This window comes from Streptomyces sp. NPDC003635 (genome assembly GCF_053587635.1).
In genome coordinates this window covers 138499-159355 of record NZ_JBSFOK010000007.1, presented here as the reverse complement: position 1 = coordinate 159355, position 20857 = coordinate 138499, and the positions used below count along the sequence as shown (strand labels likewise).

Below are 20857 nucleotides of genomic sequence, written 5' to 3'. Positions count from 1 at the left end.
CATGACCTTCCGCATGCCCCCCGAGTGGGCCCCGCACGAGCGCACCTGGATGGCCTGGCCCGGCCCCAACCCCACCTTCACCACTGACGAGGAACTGGCCGAGGCCCGTACCGCGTGGGCGTCCGTCGCCCGGGCCGTCCGCCGCTTCGAGCCGGTGACCGTGGTGCACGGCCCCGGCCAGGGCGCGTCGGCGCGGGACCTGCTCGGCCCGGACATCGACCTGGTGGAGCGGGAGCTCGACGACGCGTGGATGCGCGACATCGGCCCGACCTTCGTCAAGGACGAGGAGGGCCGACTGGCCGCCGTGGACTGGGTGTTCAACGGCTGGGGCGCCCAGGACTGGGCCCGCTGGGAGCACGACGCCAAGATCGCCCGCCATGTCGCGGACCTGGCCGGGGTGCCGGTGCTGTCGTCACCCCTGGTCAACGAGGGCGGCGGCATCCACGTCGACGGCGAGGGCACGGTCCTGCTGACCGACACCGTCCAGCTCGGCTCCGGGCGCAACCCCGACTGGACCCGTGAGCAGGTCGAGGCGGAGATCCACGCCAGACTCGGCACCACCAAGGCGATCTGGCTCCCGAACGGCCTCGCCGGCGACTACGGCATGTACGGCACCCAGGGCCACGTCGACATCGTCGCCGCCTTCGCCCGGCCCGGCACCGTGCTGGTGCACAGCCAGCGCGACCCGGCCCACCCGGACCACGTCCGCTCGCAGCGGTACGTCGAGCTCCTGCGCGGGCAGACCGACGCGAAGGGGCGCCGCCTGGAGGTCGTCGAGATTCCGGCGCCCACCGTCCTGCGGGACGAGGAGGGCGAGTGGGTGGACTACTCCTACATCAACCACTACCTCTGCAACGGCGGCGTCGTGCTGTGCTCCTTCGGCGACCCGAACGACGAGATCGCGGCCGGGATCTTCCGGCGGCTGTTCCCCGACCGGACGGTGACGCTGGTGGACGCCCGTACCATTTTCGCGGGCGGTGGAGGCATCCACTGCATCACCCAGCAGCAGCCCAGGAGCTAGGAGCCGACGGATGGCCGGTGCGCGCCGGAACGCGCCGCCGCGGGAGGACGTACTCGTCGCCGCCATGCAGATGATCGCCGAGCGCGGTCTGGAGAAGCTGACCATGGCGGCGCTCGGCCGCGCGGTCGGGATGAGCAGCGGCCATCTGCTCTACTACTTCGGCTCCAAGGACGAACTGCTCCTCCAGGCCCTGGAGTGGAGCGAGGGCCGGCTCGGCGCCGAGCGCGCCCGGCTGCTGAGCCGGACCGGGTCGGCCCGGGAACGGCTCGACGCCTACGTCGACCTCTACGTCCCCGACGGCCACCGGGACCCGCACTGGACGCTGTGGCTGGAGGTCTGGAACCGCTCGCAGAACGCCGACGACGCTGCCCGCGACCGGCAGGCCGCGATCGAGGGGGCCTGGCACCGCGACCTGGTGGCCCTGCTCGCGGAGGGGATCTCGCGCGGTGAGTTCCGGCCGGTCGACCCGGACCGCTTCGCCGCCCGCCTCCGGGCGCTCCTCGACGGCTTCTCCATCCATGTCGCGATCGGCCTCAAGGGCACGGACCGAGCGCAAATTCTCGGCCACGTACGGGAGTTCCTCCACGACAGTCTCCTCGCGGACACCTGAGAACACGCCCGGGTTGTACTCAATTCGGGGGATTGACGCGGTGACGCGCGGTGCGTTTGCCTCGGGAGGAGCCCTCGGCGCGGGGCCGGGGGATTCGAGCGTCATACGGGGGTTGTTCAGTGCTCAGAACCATGCGTGGGGTGTCCGTCGCCGTGCTCGCGGGGGCGATGGTCGCCTTGTCGGCCGTATCCGCGGCTCCGGCACCGTCCGTACCGTCGACCGACCTGGTCACCCGCTCGACCACGGGTGAACAGGGCGACGGCGATTCGTACGGCGCCCAGGTCAGCGCGGGCGGCCGGTTCGCGGTCTTCACCTCGGCCGCGACCAACCTGGTGCCCGGCGACACCAACGCCGCGGAGGACGTCTTCGTCCGCGACCTGCGCCGGGGAACCGTCGAGCGGGTCAGCGTCGCCTCGGACGGCGCCCAGGCCGACAGTGTCTCCTCGGCGGCCGGCATCAGCGCGGACGGCCGGTACGTCCTCTTCCGCTCCCAGGCGAGGAACCTGGTCCACTGGGACACCCCGCCGGACGTCACCGGGGTCCACGACATCTACCTGCACGACCGCCGGACCGATCGCACGACCCGGCTGAGCGTCGCCCGCGACGGCGGCTCCGCCTACGCCGGCGGCGCCGTCATGTCGCCGAACGGCCGCTACATCGCCTTCAACGCCAAGGCCGACCGCATGGAGGACAACCCCGGCGACCTCTTCGGCGCGGTCTACCTCTTCGACCACCGCACCGGCACCACCGAGCGGATCAGCAACCGCGACCGTCCCACCAACCCGGCGCTCCTCCAGGACCTGAGCGACGACGGCCGCTTCGTGGCGTACGCGCAGACGGTGCCGCGCAGCTCATACGGGGCCACCTGGGTGCACGACCGCCGTACCGGCACCGAGGAACGGGTCAACGTCAAGGCGGACGGCAGCCCGGCGCAGCGGTACGCGATGCCCGCCTCGCTCTCGGCGGACGGCCGGAGCATCGCCTTCGAGAACTGGGACGAGGACCTGGTCCCGGACCCGGGCACGTCCGACCTCTACGTCCGGGATCTGGACCGGGACGTGACCCGCAGGGTCGAGGTCGGCACCGAGTCCGGCGAAAGCCCCGAGCTCAGCCCGGACGGCCGCTGGCTGGCCTACACGGCCTCCCCGCGGTTGCCGGACGGTGGCCACGGCCCCACCAACGTCTATCTGCACGACCTGCGCACCGGGTCCACCCGCCTGATCAGCCGCTCGACCGGCGGCGGCCCGGTCACCGACGACTACGTCTCCCTGTCCTCGCTCAGCCGGGGCGCCAAGGTCATCGGCCTCGGCGGACGCTCGGCCCAGCTCGTCCCGGGCGATGCGAACGGCTTCTCCGACGGCTTCGTGGTGCGCCGCGGGTGACCACCGCGGGGTTCGCATTCTGAGACAGCGGTGAGTGCGGGGGCGGTCTGTGCCAGACTGCCCCCGTGCTCTCGTTCGCCATGATTATTGGCAGCAGGCGCGCCGGTCCGCAGTGACCGCCACGTACGACCAGGTACGGGCGGACACCGTCGTCCTCGACCCGCGCGCAGACCTCTCGCACCCGCGAGAGGTTTTTCGCGTTTCTGGCCCACCTGCAGCCGGGTGCGCAGCGCGAGGGATCATTGGGGGACGGTGGAGCCGGTCATTCCGGTACAGACCGAGATCCATACATCAGGAGCCTTCAGACCATGACGGAAACCAGCGAGCTCGACGACTCGTTCCACGTCTTCGACACGACCCTGCGCGACGGCGCCCAGCGTGAGGGCATCAACCTCACCGTCGCGGACAAGCTGGCCATCGCACGGCACCTGGACGACTTCGGCGTGGGCTTCATCGAGGGCGGCTGGCCCGGCGCCAACCCGCGGGACACCGAGTTCTTCGCCCGCGCCCAGCAGGAGATCGACTTCAAGCACGCCCAGCTGGTCGCCTTCGGAGCGACCCGCCGCGCGGGAGCGAAGGCGTCGGAGGACCCGCAGGTCAAGGCGCTCCTGGACTCGGGTGCCCCGGTGATCACGCTGGTGGCGAAGTCCCACGACCGGCACGTCGAACTCGCGCTGCGGACCACGCTGGACGAGAACCTGGAGATGGTCCGCGACACGGTGTCCTTCCTGACGGAACAGGGCCGCCGGGTCTTCGTGGACTGCGAGCACTTCTTCGACGGCTACCGCGCGAACGCCGAGTACGCCAAAGCCGTCGTCCGTACGGCCTCGGAGGCCGGCGCGGACGTCGTGATCCTCTGCGACACCAACGGCGGCATGCTCCCGGCGCAGGTGCAGGCGGTCGTCTCGACGGTGCTGGCCGACACCGGTGCCCGGCTCGGCATCCACGCCCAGGACGACACGGGGTGCGCGGTCGCGAACAGCCTCGCGGCGGTCGACGCGGGTGCGACGCACGTCCAGTGCACGGCGAACGGGTACGGCGAGCGGGTGGGCAACGCGAACCTGTTCCCGGTGGTGGCCGCGCTGGAGCTGAAGTACGGCAAGCAGGTGCTGCCGGAGGGCAAGCTCCGCGAGATGACGAGGATCTCGCACGCGATCGCGGAGGTCGTGAACCTGACCCCGTCGACGCACCAGCCGTACGTCGGTGTCTCGGCCTTCGCCCACAAGGCGGGCCTGCACGCTTCCGCGATCAAGGTCGACCCGGATCTGTACCAGCACATCGACCCCGAGCAGGTCGGCAACACCATGCGGATGCTGGTGTCCGACATGGCGGGGCGGGCGTCGGTGGAGCTGAAGGGCAAGGAACTGGGCGTCGACCTGGGCGGCGACCGGGAGCTGGTCGGCCGGGTCGTGGAGCGGGTCAAGGAGCGCGAGCTCAAGGGCTACACGTACGAGGCGGCGGACGCGTCGTTCGAACTGCTGCTCCGGGCCGAGGTCGAGGGCAAGCCGCTGAGCTACTTCCAGGTCGAGTCCTGGCGGGCGATCGTGGAGGACCGGCCGGACGGAAGCCACGCCAATGAGGCCACGGTGAAACTCTTCGCCAAGGGCGAGCGCATCGTCGCGACGGCGGAGGGCAACGGCCCGGTGAACGCCCTGGACCGAGCCCTGCGCGTGGCCCTGGAAAAGATCTACCCCCAGCTCGCCAAGCTCGACCTCGTCGACTACAAGGTCCGCATTCTGGAGGGCGTCCACGGCACCCAGTCCACGACCCGGGTCCTCATCTCCACGTCCGACGGCGCGGGGGAGTGGTCGACGGTGGGCGTGGCGGAGAACGTGATCGCGGCGTCCTGGCAGGCACTGGAGGACGCTTACACGTACGGGCTGCTGCGGGCGGGTGTGACCCCGGCGCAGTAGGTCCCTCCGGGGGCCCGCCCCTGGACCCCCGCTCCGCGAGAGAAGCGGGGGTCCGGGGAGGCCGCCCCCGGGGTCTACGTCAGCCGCCACTTCTGGTTCGGCGCGCCGGTGCAGGACCAGATCTGGGCCCGGGCCCCGTTCGCCGACGAGTTGTCCGTGACGTCCAGGCACTTGTTCGCGGCCGTGTTCACCACGTCACCGGTGGCGGAGTCGTACGTCCACCGCTGCGCCCCCGTGCCATTGCAGTCGTACAGCTGCACCTTCGGCCCGTCGGCCGTGGAACCGCCCGTCACATCGAGGCACTTGCCCAGTGCCCGCACCGACCCGTCCGTCCCCACCGTCCAGCTCTGTGCCGCCGTACCGTTGCAGTCGTAGAGCTGCACCGCCGTGCCGTTCGCACTCGAACCCCCCGCCACGTCGAGGCACTTGCCCGCGAGTCCCACGAGCGCCCCCGACCGCTCGCCGCCCCCCGACTGCGTACCGGTCCAGGTGAAGGTCGCCGACGTCTTGCCCGGCAGGGAGTACGTCGCGTGCTGCGAGCCCCAGTTGATCGTCACCGTCCTCGGTGTCGACGCGTCGTTGTAGGCGATCAGCGCCTTCGAACCGTCGGGATTGCGCCAGGCCACGTTCGGCACGGAGGAGGACGCCGTGGAAGCGATGCGATGGGCGCCCGGCTTCACGAACTTCGTCAGATGGCCCATCGTGTAGTACTCGATCGTGAAGTCGACCTGGCCGTGCCGCGAGTCGCCGTTGTGGACCGTGACGAGACCGTCGCAGACCCCGCAACCACCGTTGTGCGGACCCCGGTTCTGGTCCACCGCCAGCGACCACTTCGTCACCGACTTCGCCCAGTTGCGGGTGTAGTCGACGATGTTCATCATGTCCTCGCGCTGCTGGTTGGCGATCCAGGTGCCGCCGGAGTGCTCGGTGCCGAACGCGTCCAGTTGCGGGTACTTGTCGTGCACCACGGTCTGTTTGGCCACGTCACCGCCGTAGCCGTGCCAGGCGATACCCCCGAAGTTCGGGTGCGATCGGATCGCCGCGTCGTCCACGGTCTGCGCCGCGTACGCGTCGTAGTCGGACCAGTTCCAGTCGTGGGCCAGCACCTTCGTCGACAGCCCGGCCGCCGCCAGCTTCGGCAGCAGCTCGTTCTTCGTGAAGTAGGCGAGCCCCGAGGCGTTCCAGCTCATCGACGGATACCCGGCGCAGCACGTCGGCTCGTTCTGCGCCGTCACGTACGAGATCGGGATGCCCTGCGCCTGGTAGGCCTGCACGTACTTCACGAAGTACGACGCGTACGTCCCGTAGTTCTCCGCCTTCAGCCAGCCCCCGTTGAGCTGTCCGCTGTCCTTCATCCAGGCGGGTGCCGTCCACGGCGAGGCCATCACCGTGAGCGCGGGGTTCAGCTGCCGCGCCTGCTTCGTCAGCGGCACCACGTCCTGGAGGTCGTGCGCGATGGAGAACTCCGACAGATCCGGGTCCGTCTGTCCGGCCGGCACGTCGTCGTAGGTGTAGCCGAACCGCGCGAGGTCCGAACCGCCCATCGGGTTGCGCAGGAACGACAGACCGATGCCCTCCGTCGGGGAGAACAGCTTGCGCATCGTGTCGTCCCGCGTCGCCTGGGACAGCGCCCCGCTGCCGTCCATCAGCCAGGCGGCGGTGTCGGTGAAGGAGGCGCCGCCGCCGGTGAAGGTCTGGTAGCGGGTGTTCTCGTCGACGGAGATGTTCTCGCCCGAACCACCGCTTCCCGCCTGGAAGCTGAAGGGTGCCTGGGCCTGGAGCCCGCGCACGACATGGCGTCCGCCGGAGTCGTCCGTGGTGGTGAGATAGGCGGTGACCTGCTCGCCCGCCGCCTGCGCGGGGGCGGTGGCCGCGGTGAAGCCGGCCGTGATGAGCAGCGTGGCCAGGAGGAGCCGGAGTGCGTGGGGGGTCGTTCTCACAGTGCCTCACCTTCCCGAGATGTCTGACGTGACGTCTTGACGGGTCTGCGGGCCGTTAGTTAACTCACGGCGTGATCTAAGTCCTGAGTGAACCATGAGAGTCGAGGGAAGGTCCATGCCGAGAACCGCCCTGCTCGTCTCCACCGCCCTGCTCGCCGCGTTGGTGCCGCTCACCTCGGCCCGCGCGGCGGAGGAACCCGCACCCGTCCCCGTGGACCGCTTCGAAGGCGAAGTCCCCTTCGCCGACCCGCCCGCCGAGGGCATCTTCACCTGGGGCAGCGACCACGACGATCCGCCCACCCTCCGGCTCAGCGCTCGTGCCGACGCGCCCGAGGGCGAGAAGGTGCTCTCCGGCAGCTACGACATCAGCGGTTACGGCGGCTTCACCCACGACTTCGCCTTTGACAAGCCCGCCCACGACTGGTCGGCGAGCAAAGGCATCCGCTTCTGGTGGGACGGCCGGAACAACGGCAAGAAGATCGCCTTCGAGCTGAAGGACGGCGGCGCCAACGGCGAGGCCTCCGAGCTGTGGACGACCTCCTTCACCGACGACTTCAGCGGCTGGAAACAGATCGAGATCCCCTTCACCGACTTCGTCTACCGCACCGACTACCAGCCCGTCGGCGGCATCGACCAGGTCCTCGGGCTCACCGAGACGTGGGGCTACGCCGTCACGCTCCCGGTCGGGGCACCCGGCGAATTCGCCATGGACGGCGTGGAGTTGTACGGCAGAGCGGACCAGGCGCTGCGCGCCTCCGTGAGCACCGACGCCGCCGTGTACCCGGTGCGGGAGGGCGGCACCGCGAGCGTGCGGGTCTCCGTCGTCACCACCGGCTCCGCCCCCATCGACGAGCCCGTCACCGTCGCCTACGAGACCGGCGGCGGCACCGCCGACTCCGGCGAGGACTACACCCCCGTCAGCGGCACGATCACCTTCCCGGCCGGTACCGCCTCCGGTGCCACCCGTACCCTCCGGGTACCGACCCTGAAGGACCGGTCCGCCGAGACCGCCGAGACCGTTCCGCTGAAGCTGGCGGTCACCGGGGCGAAGGCTCCGAAGGAGACCCCGCAGGTCGTCGTGGACGCGCACGGACTGCCGTACCTGGACAGCCAGTTGCCGGTGCGGAAGCGCGTCGCCGATCTCGTCGGGCGGATGTCCCTCGCCGAGAAGGCCGGTCAGATGACCCAGGCCGAGCGCGGGGCGATGGCCGATCCCGGTGACATCGCCGCCTACGACCTCGGCTCACTGCTGTCCGGCGGCGGCTCGACCCCGACGCCCAACACCGCCGGGGCCTGGGCGAAGATGATCGACTTCTTCCAGCTCAGGGCCCAGGCGACCCGCTTCCAGATCCCGCTGATCTACGGCGTCGACGCGGTCCACGGCCACAACAACCTGACCGGCGCGACCGTCATGCCGCACAACATCGGCATCGGGGCCACCCGCGATCCCCGACTCGCCTACCGCACAGGCGCCGTGACCGCCGCCGAGGTCCGCGCCACCGGCGTCCCCTGGGACTTCGCGCCCTGCCTCTGCGTCACCCGCGACGAGCGCTGGGGCCGCTCCTACGAGGCCTTCGGCGAGGACCCGGCGCTGGTCGAGTCCATGGAGACGGTGATCCAGGGTCTCCAGGGCCGCGCGGACGGACGGGACCTGGACCGCGACGACAAGGTCCTCGCCACCGCCAAGCACTTCGTCGGCGACGGCGGCACCGAGTACGGCTCCTCCACCACCGGCACCTACACGATCGACCAGGGCGTCACCAAGGTCACCCGGCAGCAGTTGGAGGCCGTGCACCTGGCGCCGTACGAGGAGGCCGTGGACCGGGGCGTCGGCACGGTCATGCCGTCCTACTCCTCGCTCGACCTGATCGGCGACGGGCAGGGCCCGGTGAAGATGCACGCCCGCGGCGACATGATCAACGGCGTGCTCAAGGGGCGGCTGGACTTCGACGGCTTCGTGATCAGTGACTGGAACGGCATCGACCAGATCCCGGGCGACTACGTGAGCGACGTGCGGACCTCGGTCAACGCCGGAGTCGACATGGTCATGGCGCCGTACTCCTACAAGGACTTCCACTCCGCCCTCGTCGCGGAGACGCGGGCCGGGCGGATCACCGAGCGGCGGATCGACGACGCCGTCTCCCGTATCCTCACCCAGAAGTTCAGGCTCGGTCTCTTCGAGCAGCCGTACGCCGACACCAGCGGCGCCTCGGAGATCGGTTCCGCCTCGCACCGCGCCGTCGCACGGCAGGCGGCGGCCGAGTCGCAGGTGCTGCTGAAGAACGCGCAGGGCGTGCTGCCGCTGAGGAAGTCGCAGAAGGTGTACGTCGCCGGATCCAACGCCGACGACATCGGCAACCAGAGCGGCGGCTGGACCATCACCTGGCAGGGCTCCTCCGGCGACATCACCCCCGGCACCACGATCCTGGAGGCGATGCGGAAGAACGCGCCGCGGCTGACGTACTCCAAGGACGCCTCCGCCCCGACGGACGGGCACGACGTCGGGGTGGTCGTCGTCGGCGAGACGCCGTACGCCGAGGGCGTCGGGGATGTCGGCAACGGCCATGACCTGCGGCTGTCGGCCGCGGACCAGGCGGCCGTGGACACGGTGTGCGCCGCCATGAAGTGCGCGGTGCTGATCGTCTCCGGACGCCCGCAACTGCTCGGCGACCGGCTCGCCGACATCGACGCGCTCGTCGCCTCCTGGCTGCCCGGCACCGAGGGCGACGGCGTCGCGGACGTGCTCTACGGAAAGCGGCCCTTCACCGGGCAGCTCCCCGTCACCTGGCCGAAGTCCGAGACGCAGCTGCCGATCAACGTCGGGGACGCCTCGTACGATCCGCAGTTCCCCTACGGCTGGGGCCTGACCACGCTGACCGAGGTGCCGGAGGGCGGTACGACGACCCTCAGGGCACTGGGCGTGGCCGCCGCGGCGGCCGAGCGGGCGGGGGCGGACGAGGCGGGCCGCGCGCTGGTCACGAAGGCGCGGCTGATCGTCCAGCGGAAGGCGGTCACACCGGGGCTCGCGGGGCCCTTCGCGGAGGCCGACCGCCTGCTGACACAGGGGAGGTACGGGGCGGCCGTGGAGAAGCTGACGGCCGCCTACCGGGCGGACTGAACGCCCGTACGACGTGAGGCCGCCCCCGGCGGCCCAGGACGTCGTGCGGCGCAGGGCCGATCGCCGGACGGCCCGACCGCCGTACGACGCCGGGCCCGGCGGATTCGCTCCGCCGGGCCCGGTCCGTTTGTCCGATTCGTCAGGTAGCGTCGAGGTATGAGGACTCCGTTGCTCAGGGGCCTTGTGCGCTGGGCCCTCGTTCCGGTCGCCGCCACACTGGCGGTGCTGACCGCCGGTGCGCCCGGCGCGTTCGCGGCCGCGGATCTGTCGACGGTCGCCGAGTCGCTGCGCGAGGATCCGGTGTACGTCGATCCCGCCGCCTCCGACCAGCTGTCGTCGTCGGACGCCGAGGCGCTCGCCGACAAGATCAGGGACGCCGACAAGCCCGTCTTCGTGGCGGTCCTCCCGGCGGACCAGCCCGAGCAGAACCTGCTGAAGAACCTCCGCACCGAGACCGGCGTCACGGGTCTGTACGCGGTGCGCAGCGGTGACGGTTTCGGTGCCGCCGCCGATTCCTCCGTGATGAGCAACGAGGCCGTGGGCAACCTGGTCTCGTCCGTGCAGGGCATCGACGACGTCAAGGCCCAGCTGAACGACTTCGTCGACGCCGCGCTGCAGAACGTGGGCGGCTCGGCCCCGTCGTCCTGGGGCTCCACGACGGACGACGGCGTGCCCGTCGCCGGTCTGGTCACCACCGGCGTGGTCCTGGCCGCGGGCGGCGCGGGCGCGTACGCGCTGGTGCGGCGTCGGCGCCTCCAGCACGAGCAGGAACAGCGGGCCGCGCTGGCGAAGCTGCGGGTGGTGGTGGACGAGGACATCACCGCGTTCGGCGAGGAACTGGAGCGCCTGGACTTCCACCCCGGCGAACCCGGCGCCGACGACGCGATGCGCACCGACTACGAACACGCCCTCGACTCCTACGAACAGGCCAAGCGCCTGATGGACGGGGCGACGAAACCCGAGGACGTACGGGCCGTCACCCAGGCTCTGGAGGACGGCCGCCACTCGCTGGCGCTGCTCGCCGCCCGCCGCGAGGGCCGCCCGCTGCCCGAGCGCCGGCCGCCCTGCTTCTTCGACCCCCGGCACGGCCCGTCGGTGGCCGACGTCAGCTGGACCCCGACCGGCAGCGCCACCCGCGAGGTCCCGGTGTGCGCGGCCGACCGGGCCCGGCTCGCGGACGGCCAGGACCCGATGATCCGCGAGGTCACCACGGACAGCGGCGCCCGCCGCCCGTACTGGGACGCCGGACCCGCCTACGGCCCCTGGGCCGGCGGGTACTTCGGCGGCGGCATCCTCCCCGGCCTGCTCATCGGCACGATGCTCGGCAGCATGATGGCCGGCCCCGCCTACGCCGCCGACTACGGCTCGGGTTACGGCGATTTCGGCGGCGGCTACGAGGGCGGCGATGTCTCCGGCGCCGACTTCGCCTCGGACGACTTCACCGGTGGTTTCGGCGGCGGCGACTTCGGGGGCGGGGGCTTCGGGGGCGGCGGGGACTTCGGCGGAGGCTTCTGAGGGGCGGTTCCCGAGGACCGCTGCGAGGACCGTCGCGAGGACCACGCAGAGGGGCGCGTACGAAGCCGTACGCGCCCCTCGTCCGTCCGTAACGCTCAGAGCCCGGCCGTACTGCTCAGAGCCCGGCCGTACCGCTCAGAGCCCGGCCGCCGCCGAGGCGATGGCGGAGGCGAAGGTGGAGACCTCGGTGTAGACACCGGGGGCGTTGGGGCGGGCGCAGCCGATGCCCCAGCTCACGATGCCGACCTGGATCCACTGGTTCGCCGCGTCCCGGCGGAACATCGGGCCACCGGAGTCGCCCTGGCAGGTGTCGACACCACCGGCGGTGTACCCGGCGCAGATCTCCTCGCCGGCGATGAGACCGCCGTAGCCGCTGTACGAGCGGCAGGTGGCGTCGCTCACGAACGGCACGGTCGCCTTCAGCAGGTACCGCTGCTGGCTCCCGCCCTCGGTGGCCGCGCCCCAGCCGGCGACGGTGAAGGTGCCGGTGTTGTACTGCGTGGTCGTGGCGATCTTCAGCGTGGGCAGGTTGATCGGCTGGGCGAGCTTGATCAGTGCCCAGTCCTTGCCGTCGCCGTTGTAGCCGGGGGCGCGGTAGACGTACGTGGAGCGGACCTGGATCCGGCTGCTGGACTGGAGGTCCACGACACCGGCGGTGGCCGTGATGCTGGTGTTGGCGCCGGTGCGGCCGACGCAGTGCGCCGCGGTGAGCACGATCTGCTGCGTGTACAGCGCGCCGCCGCAGCCCATCGACAACCGCACCATGAACGGGAACTCACCCTGCGCGGCACGGGTTCCGCCGACGACGGGCGCGGGAGCCGCCTGCGCGGCGGACACGGGCTGAAGGCTGACGACGGCGAGCGCGGCCGTGGCGGCGACGGCGCATCTCTTGAGCGCCTTGAGGAGAGACTTCAACGGGATGCCTTCCGTGGGGGGTTGGTGGAGGCGTGCGGGACGATGCTCCGCGATGTTGTCGCGGACACGTCAACTCCGTGCTCGGATTATGAGAACGCTGTGAGCGGGAGCACAAGAGGGGATATCCGGCCAGGCCCGTGCGCCACCGAGGCGGAGGACAGGAGAGGGCAGGAGAGGACAGAAACTGACCTATTGCTCGCCTACGGTCTCCACATGACCGACACGACCGACAGCCCGGGCCCCGTCTTCTTCGCGTCCGTGGACGCCCTCGACGCCTGGCTCGCCGAGCATCCCGCCCCGCATCCGGGGGTGTGGGTGAAGGTGGCCAAGAAGGGGTCGGGGATCGTGTCCGTCGACTGGCTCGACGTCAATGACGTGGCCCTGTGCCACGGGTGGATCACCGGGCAGCGCAAGGCGCTGGACGAGGCGTACTTCCTGCAGCGGATCACTCCACGCCGGCCCGGGAGCCTGTGGTCGATGGTCAACGTGCGGCGGGTCGCGGAGTTGAGCGCGGCCGGGCGGATGCGGCCCGCCGGGGTCGCCGAGGTCGAGGCGGCCCAGGCGGACGGGCGGTGGGCGGCGGCGTACGAGTCGCAGCGGAACGCCGCCGTGCCGGAGGACCTGACCGCCGAGCTGGAGCGCAGTCCCCGCGCCCGGGAGGCCTTCGAGGGGCTGGGGAAGACCGACCGGTACCAGGTCGTCCTCGGTCTGCTGCAGGCTCGTACGCCCAAGGCCCGGGCGGCCAGGCTCGCCGCGGCGATCGCGAAGCTCGAGGGCCGGTAGACAGCCGAGCGCCCGCCCTCCCGTTCGGGGGAGTTGGAGGGCGGGCGCGCTCAGGGGGGCCGCTCAGAGGCGGAGGGTCACGCGTGGCGGCTCAGGGGCGGACGGGTCACGCGTTGCGGATCGCCGAGATGTCGAAGTTCAGCTTGATCTTGTCGGAGACCAGCACGCCGCCGGTCTCCAGCGCCGCGTTCCAGGTCAGGCCCCACTCGGAGCGCAGGATCTCGGCCTTGCCCTCGAAGCCGACGCGCTCGTTGCCGAACGGGTCCTTCGCGGCGCCGTTGAACTCCAGGTCGATCGTGAGCGGCCGGGTCGTGCCGAGGATCGTCAGGTCACCGGTGATCCGGTAGTCGTCCCCGCCCAGGGCCTCCGCCTTGGTGGAGCGGAAGGTCATGGTCGGGAATTCGTCGGTCCTGAAGAAGTCCGCGCTCTTGAGGTGGCCGTCACGGTCCGCGGAACCGGTGTCGATGCTGTCCATCTTCACGTCGAGGGAGGCGGTCGACTTGGACGGGTCCGAGCCGTCCAGGCTGAGCGAGCCGGAGAAGTCCAGGAACTTGCCCTTGACGTTCGTGACCATGGCGTGCCGGGCCACGAAACCGAGCGTGGTGTGGGCCGCGTCGATGGTGTAGTCGCCGGTCAGGGCGGCCAGCTCCGGGGTGACGGCGGTGGTGGTCTCGACGGTGTTCTTGCGGCCGAAGATGCTCATGACGCTCTCCTTGGGGGACGATGTTGAACGTTGAACTAACCAACACCGATGAATGTAGACCTATTCCGTTCGGATTTCAACAACATCCCCAAAGTAGTTTTCCGGCGACTCCGAGTGTTCACCGCACGCACGTCCGTGCGGTGGTCCTGGACTGCGGTGGCCCGGAGCCCGCCGACTTCGTTGAGCCGCAACCGCCGTCACCCTGCCGGGTCATCGCCTCCCCGCAGCTCTCCGTCACGTCGCCGACGACTTTTCGCGCGTGCCGTCCTGCACCGACCGTGCCACCGGAGCCCGCCTCACCGGCAGCACCCCCTGGGCCGCGTACAGCCCGGCGAGTCCATCGCCTGCACTCGCGACGGCAACGATCACGCCGACTGGGGCAACGCACGCTTTGGCTGCGGCACTTGAGGGGAGGGAGAACCCATGCACCTCACTCGCCGGGCCCTGCTGTTCGCCACCGGGCTGAGCCTTACGGCGGCGGCCCCCCGAGGGACCGAGGACGCGTACGACGTCCTGCGGCGCCGCTGGCTCGATCTCGCCCTCGGTGCCGGCTACGACCCCGCGGCCGAGCCGTACGCGTCGCGCCTCGCGGAGACCGGAGTGCTCGCCCGGGGGTTCCAGGCCTCCATGGCGCCGGCCGGCGACTCCCTCTGGCCCGGCCACCGCTTCGACCCGCCCTCCGGCATCACCCAGAGCTACAGCCGGCTCTGGACCATGACCCAGGCCTACGTCCAACCCGGCACCGGATCGACCGGTGGCGCGGGCATGCTCGCGGACGTCGTCCGGGGGCTGGACCACCTCTCCACCACCGTCTACAACCCCTCCACCACCCGTTACGGCAACTGGTGGGAGTGGCAGATCGGCAGCCCGAGGCTGCTCATGGACATCGCCGTCGCGCTCCACGACCACCTCGGCGCCGACCGGCGCGCCGCCGCCTGTGCCGCCGTCGACCACTTCGTCCCGGACTCCGCGCTCACCGACTACTCCGGCACCTCCACCGGGGCCAACCGTGTCGACCTGTGCCGTTCCGTCGCCCTGCGCGGGATCGTGGGCCGGGAACCCGCCAGGATCGCCCTCGCCCGGGACGCGCTCTCACCGGTCTTCCCCTACGTGACCGAGGGGGACGGGCTGTACGCGGACGGGTCGTTCGTGCAGCACACCTGGGTCGCCTACTCGGGGACCTACGGGCAGGTCCTGCTCGACGGGCTCGGGCGGCTCTTCGCGCTGCTCGCCGGGTCGGAGTGGGAGGTGACCGATCCGAACCGGCAGATCGTCCTCGACAGTGTCGAGCGGGCCTTTGCTCCGCTCCTCCACGACGGGCTGATCATGGACAGCGTCAACGGGCGGGCCGTCAGCCGCGGCCACCTCAAGAGCGACGACCGGCAGGTCATGCGCAGTGACCACTTCCACGGGCAGGCCGTCATCGCCGCCGTCGCGCTGCTCGCGGGCGGCGCGAGCGGCGCGGAGGGGGAGCGCTGGTACGGCCGTATCAAGGGCTGGATCGAGCGGGACACCGTCTCCCCGATCCTGACCGGGCGGCAGTTCGGGGTCGCCGACCTCGCGCGCCTGCACACCGTCGCCGACTCCGCCGTACCCGCCGCCTCCGACCCCGTCGGCCACCACCTCTTCGCCGCTATGGACCGCGCCGTCCACCGCCGCCCCGGCTTCGTCGCGAACATCGCCATGGCGAGCGACCGCATCGCGCACTACGAGTGCGGCAACGGCGAGAACCCACGCGGCTGGCACACCGGCGCCGGGATGCTCTCCTGGTGGGCGCCCGGGCTCGGCGACCAGTACACCGACTGGTACTGGCCGACCGCGGACTGGTACCGGCTTCCGGGGACGACGGTCTCGACGAGGCGACTGCCCGACCGCGCGGGCGGCGAGTGGGGCGAGCCCAGACCTGACGCGCGCTGGGTGGGTGGTGTGACCGATGGCGAGTACGCGGCGCTCGGGCAGCACCTCAAAGGGCTCGGTTCGACGCTGGAGGCCCGCAAGTCGTGGTTCTGTGTCGCGGACGCCGTCATCTGCCTGGGCGCCGGGATCACCTGCGCCGACGGCGTCCCCGTCGAGACGGTCGTCGACAACCGGAACCTGGGGGAGGGCGGCGAGCGGACCTTCGTACGAGGAGGCGGCTGGGCCCATCTGGAGGGGCACGGGGGATGGCTGGTTGCCGACGCAAGCCTGCGGACCCTGCGCGAGGACCGCTCCGGCGCCTGGTCCGACATCAACAGCACCAGTACGACCGAGCGGCGCACCCGGCGCTGGCAGACGCTCTGGCTGGACCACGGCACGGACCCCAGGGACGCCGGATACCGGTACGTCCTGATGCCCGGTGCCTCCCGCCGAGCGGTCGCCGCCCGCGCCGCGGACCGGCACTGGCTGTCCGTCCTCGCCAACGACGCCGGCCGCCAGGCGGTCCGGGTGCCCTCCCTCGGCCTGACGGCGGCGAACTTCTGGCGGGCCGGCACCGCGGGCCCGCTCACGGCCTCCGCGCCGGCCGCCGTCCTGGTCCGCCGCCACGGCCGTACCGCTACCCTCTCGGTGAGCGAGCCGCCCCGCACCGGAACACCCCTGGAGATCGTCTGGGACCGACCGGTGCGCTCGGTGATCCGGGCCGACGAGTCGGTCGAGGTGATCTCCACAGGCCGCCGTCTGCGCGTACGTGTCACTCCTGGGATGGCATGTGCCAGCCATATATGTGAGGTGGCTCTCAGCTGACGGCTTTGTGTGACCTCTACAAGCCCAACGCCCCCTGAGCAGTCGGAACGGCTGCATGCCGTCACGGTTCTGTTCAGGGGTACCAGGAAAACGGGTCGGAGACTGTACGGAGTCGACGGCCCGCTTTCCTTCGCGGGCTTCGTAAGGTCACTACATGACCGTTTTGGAAGAGACGACGGGTGAGCCCACGGACGCGCGCGGCCGGGTCGCCGAGCTGCACGAGATCCGTGCCCAGGCACTGGCCGGTCCCAGCGAGAAGGCGACCAAGGCGCAGCACGCCAAGGGCAAGCTGACCGCCCGGGAGCGGATCGAGCTGCTGCTCGACCCGGGCACCTTCCAGGAGGTCGAGCAGCTGCGCCGGCACCGGGCCCAGGGCTTCGGCCTGGAGGCCAAGAAGCCGTACACCGACGGTGTCATCACCGGCTGGGGCACGGTGGAGGGCCGCACGGTCTTCGTCTACGCCCATGACTTCCGCATCTTCGGCGGCGCGCTGGGCGAGGCCCACGCCACGAAGATCCACAAGATCATGGACATGGCCATCGCGGCGGGCGCGCCCCTGGTGTCGCTCAACGACGGCGCGGGCGCCCGTATCCAGGAGGGCGTCTCCGCCCTGGCCGGATACGGCGGCATCTTCCAGCGCAACACCAAGGCGAGCGGGGTGATCCCGCAGATCTCGGTGATGCTGGGCCCGTGCGCGGGCGGCGCGGCCTACAGCCCCGCCCTGACGGACTTCGTCTTCATGGTCCGCGAGACCTCGCAGATGTTCATCACCGGTCCGGACGTGGTCAAGGCGGTGACGGGCGAGGAGATCACCCAGAACGGCCTCGGCGGCGCCGACGTCCACGCGGAGACCTCCGGCGTCTGCCACTTCGCGTACGACGACGAGGAGACGTGCATCGCGGAGGTGCGCTACCTCCTGTCGATGCTCCCGCAGAACAACCGGGAGAACCCGCCTCGCGCGGAGGCCACGGACGCGGCGGACCGGCGCGGTGACGTCCTGCTGGACCTGGTCCCGGCCGACGGCAACCGGCCGTACGACATGGCCAAGGTCATCGAGGAGATCGTCGACGACGGCGACTACCTGGAGGTCCACGAGCGCTGGGCGCGGAACATCATCTGCGCGCTCGCCCGGCTGGACGGCCAGGTGGTGGGCATCGTGGCGAACCAGCCGCAGACCCTGGCGGGCGTCCTGGACATCGAGGCCTCCGAGAAGGCGGCCCGTTTCGTTCAGATGTGCGACGCCTTCAACATCCCGATTCTCACCCTTTTGGACGTGCCCGGCTTCCTGCCTGGTGTAGACCAGGAGCACGGTGGAATCATCCGCCACGGCGCGAAGCTGCTGTACGCCTACTGCAACGCGACCGTGCCCCGGATCTCGTTGATCCTGCGCAAGGCGTACGGAGGTGCCTACATCGTCATGGACAGCCAGTCCATCGGTGCGGACCTGACGTACGCGTGGCCGACGAACGAGATCGCCGTCATGGGCGCCGAAGGTGCCGCCAACGTCATCTTCCGGCGTCAGATCGCGGAGGCCGAGGACCCCGACGCCATGCGGGCCCGCATGGTGAAGGAGTACAAGTCCGAGCTGATGCACCCGTACTACGCGGCCGAGCGCGGCCTCGTGGACGACGTGATCGACCCGACGGAGACCCGCGAGGTGCTGATCCGTTCGCTGGCGATGCTGCAGTCGAAGCACGCCGACCTGCCGTCCCGCAAGCACGGCAACCCCCCGCAGTAACCCACAGGTACCGCTGCGGAAACTTCTCTCACGGAGACTGACACCCATGAACGTGCCTGACATCCGCGTCGAAAAGGGCCACGCCGAACCCGAGGAAGTAGCCGCCCTCACGGCCATCCTGCTGGCCCGAGCGGCCGCCCAGGGCGCCCCCGACCCCACCCACCGAGCCCGCCCCCGCGCCGGCTGGCGCCGCCTGGAACGCGAGCCCGGCTTCAGGGCCCCACACAGCTGGCGCTGAGCCCGACGGGCCTCATTCGACGACGACCTCGGTACCTGGGAAGTCCAGGGCGCCGGGGTCGTCCGGCATCAGGCAGCCGTAGAGGCCGAGGCTGCGGACTTCGGGTGGTACGAAGTCCGGGGAGGCGAGCCAGGCGGCGACGTCGACGCCATGAAGGGCCAGGCGCAGTCCGGGCCTCGCGGCGATCATGTTGCCTCAACTCCGCCAGCTCGCCGAGTACGTCCGCGTGCCGTAACGCCATGTCGCCGGACAGCGTGAGGCTGCGCGGCTCAGGGTGTGCCGCCGCCCGTTCCTCGAACACCGGCAGAGTGCGCACGATCCGGACGTAGTACTCCACGCACTCGGTGAACAGCCGCTCTTACAGGCTGCTTTCGACCTCGTTGAGGCCCACCGGCGGCCGTACCGTCCGGGTGATCCGCCGGATCAGCTCGGCCGGCTGGGCGTCCGTGCCAGCTCCTCCAGGGACAGGTGCCGTTCCTGTTCGCGTCGCCTCCCGCCGAGCCATAAGGCCGCCACTTCCGTGGTCATCTCCGTACCCCGTCCGCACAACGCGCTACGGCCCCCATCCCTCCCACAGGAGGAACGGGGGCCGTAAGCGATTCGTGCCGGAGGGCTACCGCAGACGCGCCATCAGCGCGTGCTCCACCAGCGTGATCAGGGTGGACTTCGCGTCCGCGCGGTGGCGGGCGTCCGTGGTGATGATCGGGGTGTCCGGGCCGATCTGGAGGGCCTCGCGGACCTCGTCCGGGTTGTACGGCTGGTTGCCGTCGAAGCCGTTCAGCGCGATGACGAAGGGGAGGCCGCTGTTCTCGAAGTAGTCGACCGCGGGGAAGCAGTCGGCCAGGCGGCGGGTGTCGACCAGGACGACCGCGCCGATGGCGCCGCGCACGAGGTCGTCCCACATGAACCAGAAGCGGTCCTGGCCGGGCGTACCGAAGAGGTACAGGATCAGGTCCTGGTCCAGGGTGATACGACCGAAGTCCATGGCGACCGTCGTGGTCGTCTTGTCTCCGGTGTGGGTGAGGTCGTCGATGCCTGCCGAAGCAGACGTCATGACGGCCTCGGTACGCAGCGGGTTGATCTCCGAGACGGCCCCGACGAACGTGGTCTTGCCCACGCCGAAGCCACCCGCCACCACGATCTTCGCCGAGGTGGTGGAGCGGGAAGGACCGCCGCTAGAGCTTGCGAAGTCCACTGAGCACCCTTTCGAGCAGTGTCACGTCTGGCTGGCCGCCGGCGTTCTCGTCGCCGCCGGGCTGATGGATGGCGACCAGGCCCGCCTCCGCCAAGTCGGCGACGAGGATCCTGGCCACGCCGAGAGGGATCGTGAGGAGGGCCGAGACCTCGGCCACCGACTTGATCTCCCGGCAGAGGTTGCAGATCCGCTGATGCTCGGGCAGCTGGCCCTGCATCTGGTGCGGCTGCGCGGTGGTGTGCACCAGTGCCTCGATGGCGAGCTGGTAGCGCGGGCGCGTCCGGCCGCCGGTCATGGCGTACGGGCGCACCAAGGGGTTGTTCGACGCCCCGGCGGGCGTCGGCTCAGGGGCACGTCGGTGCGGCTGCACGGGCTGGATGCGCGGTGCCTGCGGCTGGTCGTACGGCCCGGGGCCCTGCGGCGCGTACGGCTGCTGGCGCCGCTGGCTCGGCGCGGAGGGGAAGTTGTACCGGTTCTGGGAACCGTCGTTCTGGCCCTGGGCAGGGCCGTACGACCAATTGCCCGATGACGAACCGTCTGGGGGTGTTGCCACTTTCTCTCCTCCTCCGACTGTGCCTGGCACCCATCACGTGGAAGCCGCGTCCCGAAACCTTACGGCCCCGGGACGCCAAAACGCACCGTCTGTCTGTTAGTTGAGAAGGCTCCCTTGGAGCTCCGCACGCAGATCCGGCGTCAGGACCGTACCGGCGCGGTCCACCAAGAGGGCCATCTCGTACCCAATGAGGCCGATGTCCGCCTCGGGGTGGGCGAGAACCGCGAGCGACGAACCGTCGGAGATGGACATGATGAAGAGGAATCCCCTCTCCATCTCCACAACCGTCTGGTTCACACTGCCGCCCTCGAAGATGCGCGAGGCACCGGCGGTCAGCGAGGTCAGACCGGAGGCGACGGCCGCAAGCTGGTCGGCGCGGTCGCGGGGAAAGCCTTCGGACATCGCCAGAAGGAGTCCGTCGGCGGAGACCACCACCGTGTGGGACACCCCGGGGGTGTTGTCCACGAAGTTGGTGATCAACCAGTTCAGGTTCTGTGCCGCCTGGCTCATCG

Annotated in this window: 17 protein-coding genes; 10 read left to right on the top strand and 7 right to left on the bottom strand. The window is 70.5% G+C overall.

Going from position 1 to position 20857, the window contains the following annotated elements; translation table 11 throughout:
• The first annotated feature begins 1 nt into the window (after position 1).
• From ACWDRW_RS09615 to cimA, 4 genes are all read left to right on the top strand, one after another.
• Positions 2 to 1021, top strand: coding sequence for an agmatine deiminase family protein (locus tag ACWDRW_RS09615; protein ID WP_451721731.1), 1020 nt, complete (start codon positions 2 to 4; stop codon positions 1019 to 1021).
• A gap of 10 nt (positions 1022 to 1031) precedes the next feature.
• Entirely contained in the window at positions 1032 to 1631 is a 600-nt protein-coding gene (locus tag ACWDRW_RS09610) for a TetR/AcrR family transcriptional regulator (RefSeq protein WP_451721730.1), read from the top strand.
• Between the two features lie 140 nt (positions 1632 to 1771).
• Complete coding sequence (locus ACWDRW_RS09605; RefSeq protein ID WP_451721729.1) at positions 1772 to 3013, top strand: hypothetical protein; 1242 nt, start codon at positions 1772 to 1774, stop codon at positions 3011 to 3013.
• 308 nt (positions 3014 to 3321) lie between these two features.
• Positions 3322 to 4926 carry a citramalate synthase gene (gene cimA, locus ACWDRW_RS09600; protein ID WP_451721728.1) on the top strand — a complete coding sequence of 535 codons (1605 nt, stop codon included), beginning with the start codon at positions 3322 to 3324 and terminating at the stop codon, positions 4924 to 4926.
• A gap of 74 nt (positions 4927 to 5000) precedes the next feature.
• Here the strand turns inward: cimA and ACWDRW_RS09595 are convergent, their stop codons facing one another.
• Positions 5001 to 6866, bottom strand: a complete 1866-nt coding sequence (locus ACWDRW_RS09595; protein WP_451721727.1) for a lectin — start codon at positions 6864 to 6866, stop codon at positions 5001 to 5003.
• 115 nt (positions 6867 to 6981) lie between these two features.
• Between ACWDRW_RS09595 and ACWDRW_RS09590 the strand changes: the two genes are divergently transcribed.
• Together ACWDRW_RS09590 and ACWDRW_RS09585 are read left to right on the top strand one after the other, a co-directional pair.
• The gene (locus ACWDRW_RS09590; protein WP_451721726.1) at positions 6982 to 9984 is read left to right on the top strand and encodes a glycoside hydrolase family 3 protein; all 3003 of its coding nucleotides are present in this window, start codon (positions 6982 to 6984) and stop codon (positions 9982 to 9984) included.
• Between the two features lie 156 nt (positions 9985 to 10140).
• Positions 10141 to 11499, top strand: a complete 1359-nt coding sequence (locus ACWDRW_RS09585) for a hypothetical protein (RefSeq protein ID WP_451721725.1) — start codon at positions 10141 to 10143, stop codon at positions 11497 to 11499.
• A gap of 135 nt (positions 11500 to 11634) precedes the next feature.
• Here ACWDRW_RS09585 and ACWDRW_RS09580 read toward each other — a convergent pair whose 3' ends face one another.
• Positions 11635 to 12414, bottom strand: a complete 780-nt coding sequence (locus ACWDRW_RS09580) for a serine protease (protein WP_451721724.1) — start codon at positions 12412 to 12414, stop codon at positions 11635 to 11637.
• Between the two features lie 213 nt (positions 12415 to 12627).
• On the opposite strand from ACWDRW_RS09580, the gene ACWDRW_RS09575 reads away from it, so the two are divergent.
• Positions 12628 to 13197 carry a YdeI/OmpD-associated family protein gene (locus ACWDRW_RS09575; RefSeq protein WP_451721723.1) on the top strand — a complete coding sequence of 190 codons (570 nt, stop codon included), beginning with the start codon at positions 12628 to 12630 and terminating at the stop codon, positions 13195 to 13197.
• A gap of 106 nt (positions 13198 to 13303) precedes the next feature.
• Here ACWDRW_RS09575 and ACWDRW_RS09570 read toward each other — a convergent pair whose 3' ends face one another.
• A complete protein-coding gene (locus tag ACWDRW_RS09570; RefSeq protein WP_451721722.1) occupies positions 13304 to 13900 on the bottom strand; it encodes a YceI family protein in 597 nt (198 codons plus the stop codon).
• A 423-nt stretch (positions 13901 to 14323) separates the two neighbouring features.
• Here ACWDRW_RS09570 and ACWDRW_RS09565 point away from each other — a divergent pair, with 423 nt between their 5' ends.
• The 3 genes from ACWDRW_RS09565 to ACWDRW_RS09555 all read left to right on the top strand — a co-directional run bounded on the left by ACWDRW_RS09565 (position 14324) and on the right by ACWDRW_RS09555 (position 18597).
• Positions 14324 to 16621, top strand: a complete 2298-nt coding sequence (locus ACWDRW_RS09565) for a polysaccharide lyase 8 family protein (RefSeq protein WP_451721721.1) — start codon at positions 14324 to 14326, stop codon at positions 16619 to 16621.
• A gap of 154 nt (positions 16622 to 16775) precedes the next feature.
• Positions 16776 to 18359 (top strand): acyl-CoA carboxylase subunit beta, encoded by a 1584-nt coding sequence (locus ACWDRW_RS09560; protein ID WP_451721720.1) that lies wholly within the window; start codon positions 16776 to 16778, stop codon positions 18357 to 18359.
• 46 nt (positions 18360 to 18405) lie between these two features.
• Complete coding sequence (locus tag ACWDRW_RS09555) at positions 18406 to 18597, top strand: acyl-CoA carboxylase subunit epsilon (protein ID WP_451721719.1); 192 nt, start codon at positions 18406 to 18408, stop codon at positions 18595 to 18597.
• Positions 18598 to 18609: 12 nt separating this feature from the next.
• Here ACWDRW_RS09555 and ACWDRW_RS09550 read toward each other — a convergent pair whose 3' ends face one another.
• The 4 genes from ACWDRW_RS09550 to ACWDRW_RS09535 form a co-directional block, all read right to left on the bottom strand.
• Positions 18610 to 18786, bottom strand: coding sequence for a hypothetical protein (locus tag ACWDRW_RS09550; protein WP_451721718.1), 177 nt, complete (start codon positions 18784 to 18786; stop codon positions 18610 to 18612).
• Positions 18787 to 19210: 424 nt separating this feature from the next.
• Positions 19211 to 19792, bottom strand: coding sequence for a GTP-binding protein (locus tag ACWDRW_RS09545; protein WP_031224757.1), 582 nt, complete (start codon positions 19790 to 19792; stop codon positions 19211 to 19213).
• On the bottom strand, positions 19773 to 20345 hold the full coding sequence (locus ACWDRW_RS09540) for a DUF742 domain-containing protein (protein WP_451721717.1): 573 nt from the start codon (positions 20343 to 20345) through the stop codon (positions 19773 to 19775). Before ACWDRW_RS09540 ends, ACWDRW_RS09545 begins: the two co-directional genes overlap by 20 nt.
• A gap of 96 nt (positions 20346 to 20441) precedes the next feature.
• On the bottom strand, positions 20442 to 20855 hold the full coding sequence (locus tag ACWDRW_RS09535) for a roadblock/LC7 domain-containing protein (protein ID WP_004983065.1): 414 nt from the start codon (positions 20853 to 20855) through the stop codon (positions 20442 to 20444).
• Positions 20856 to 20857 lie beyond the last annotated feature (2 nt).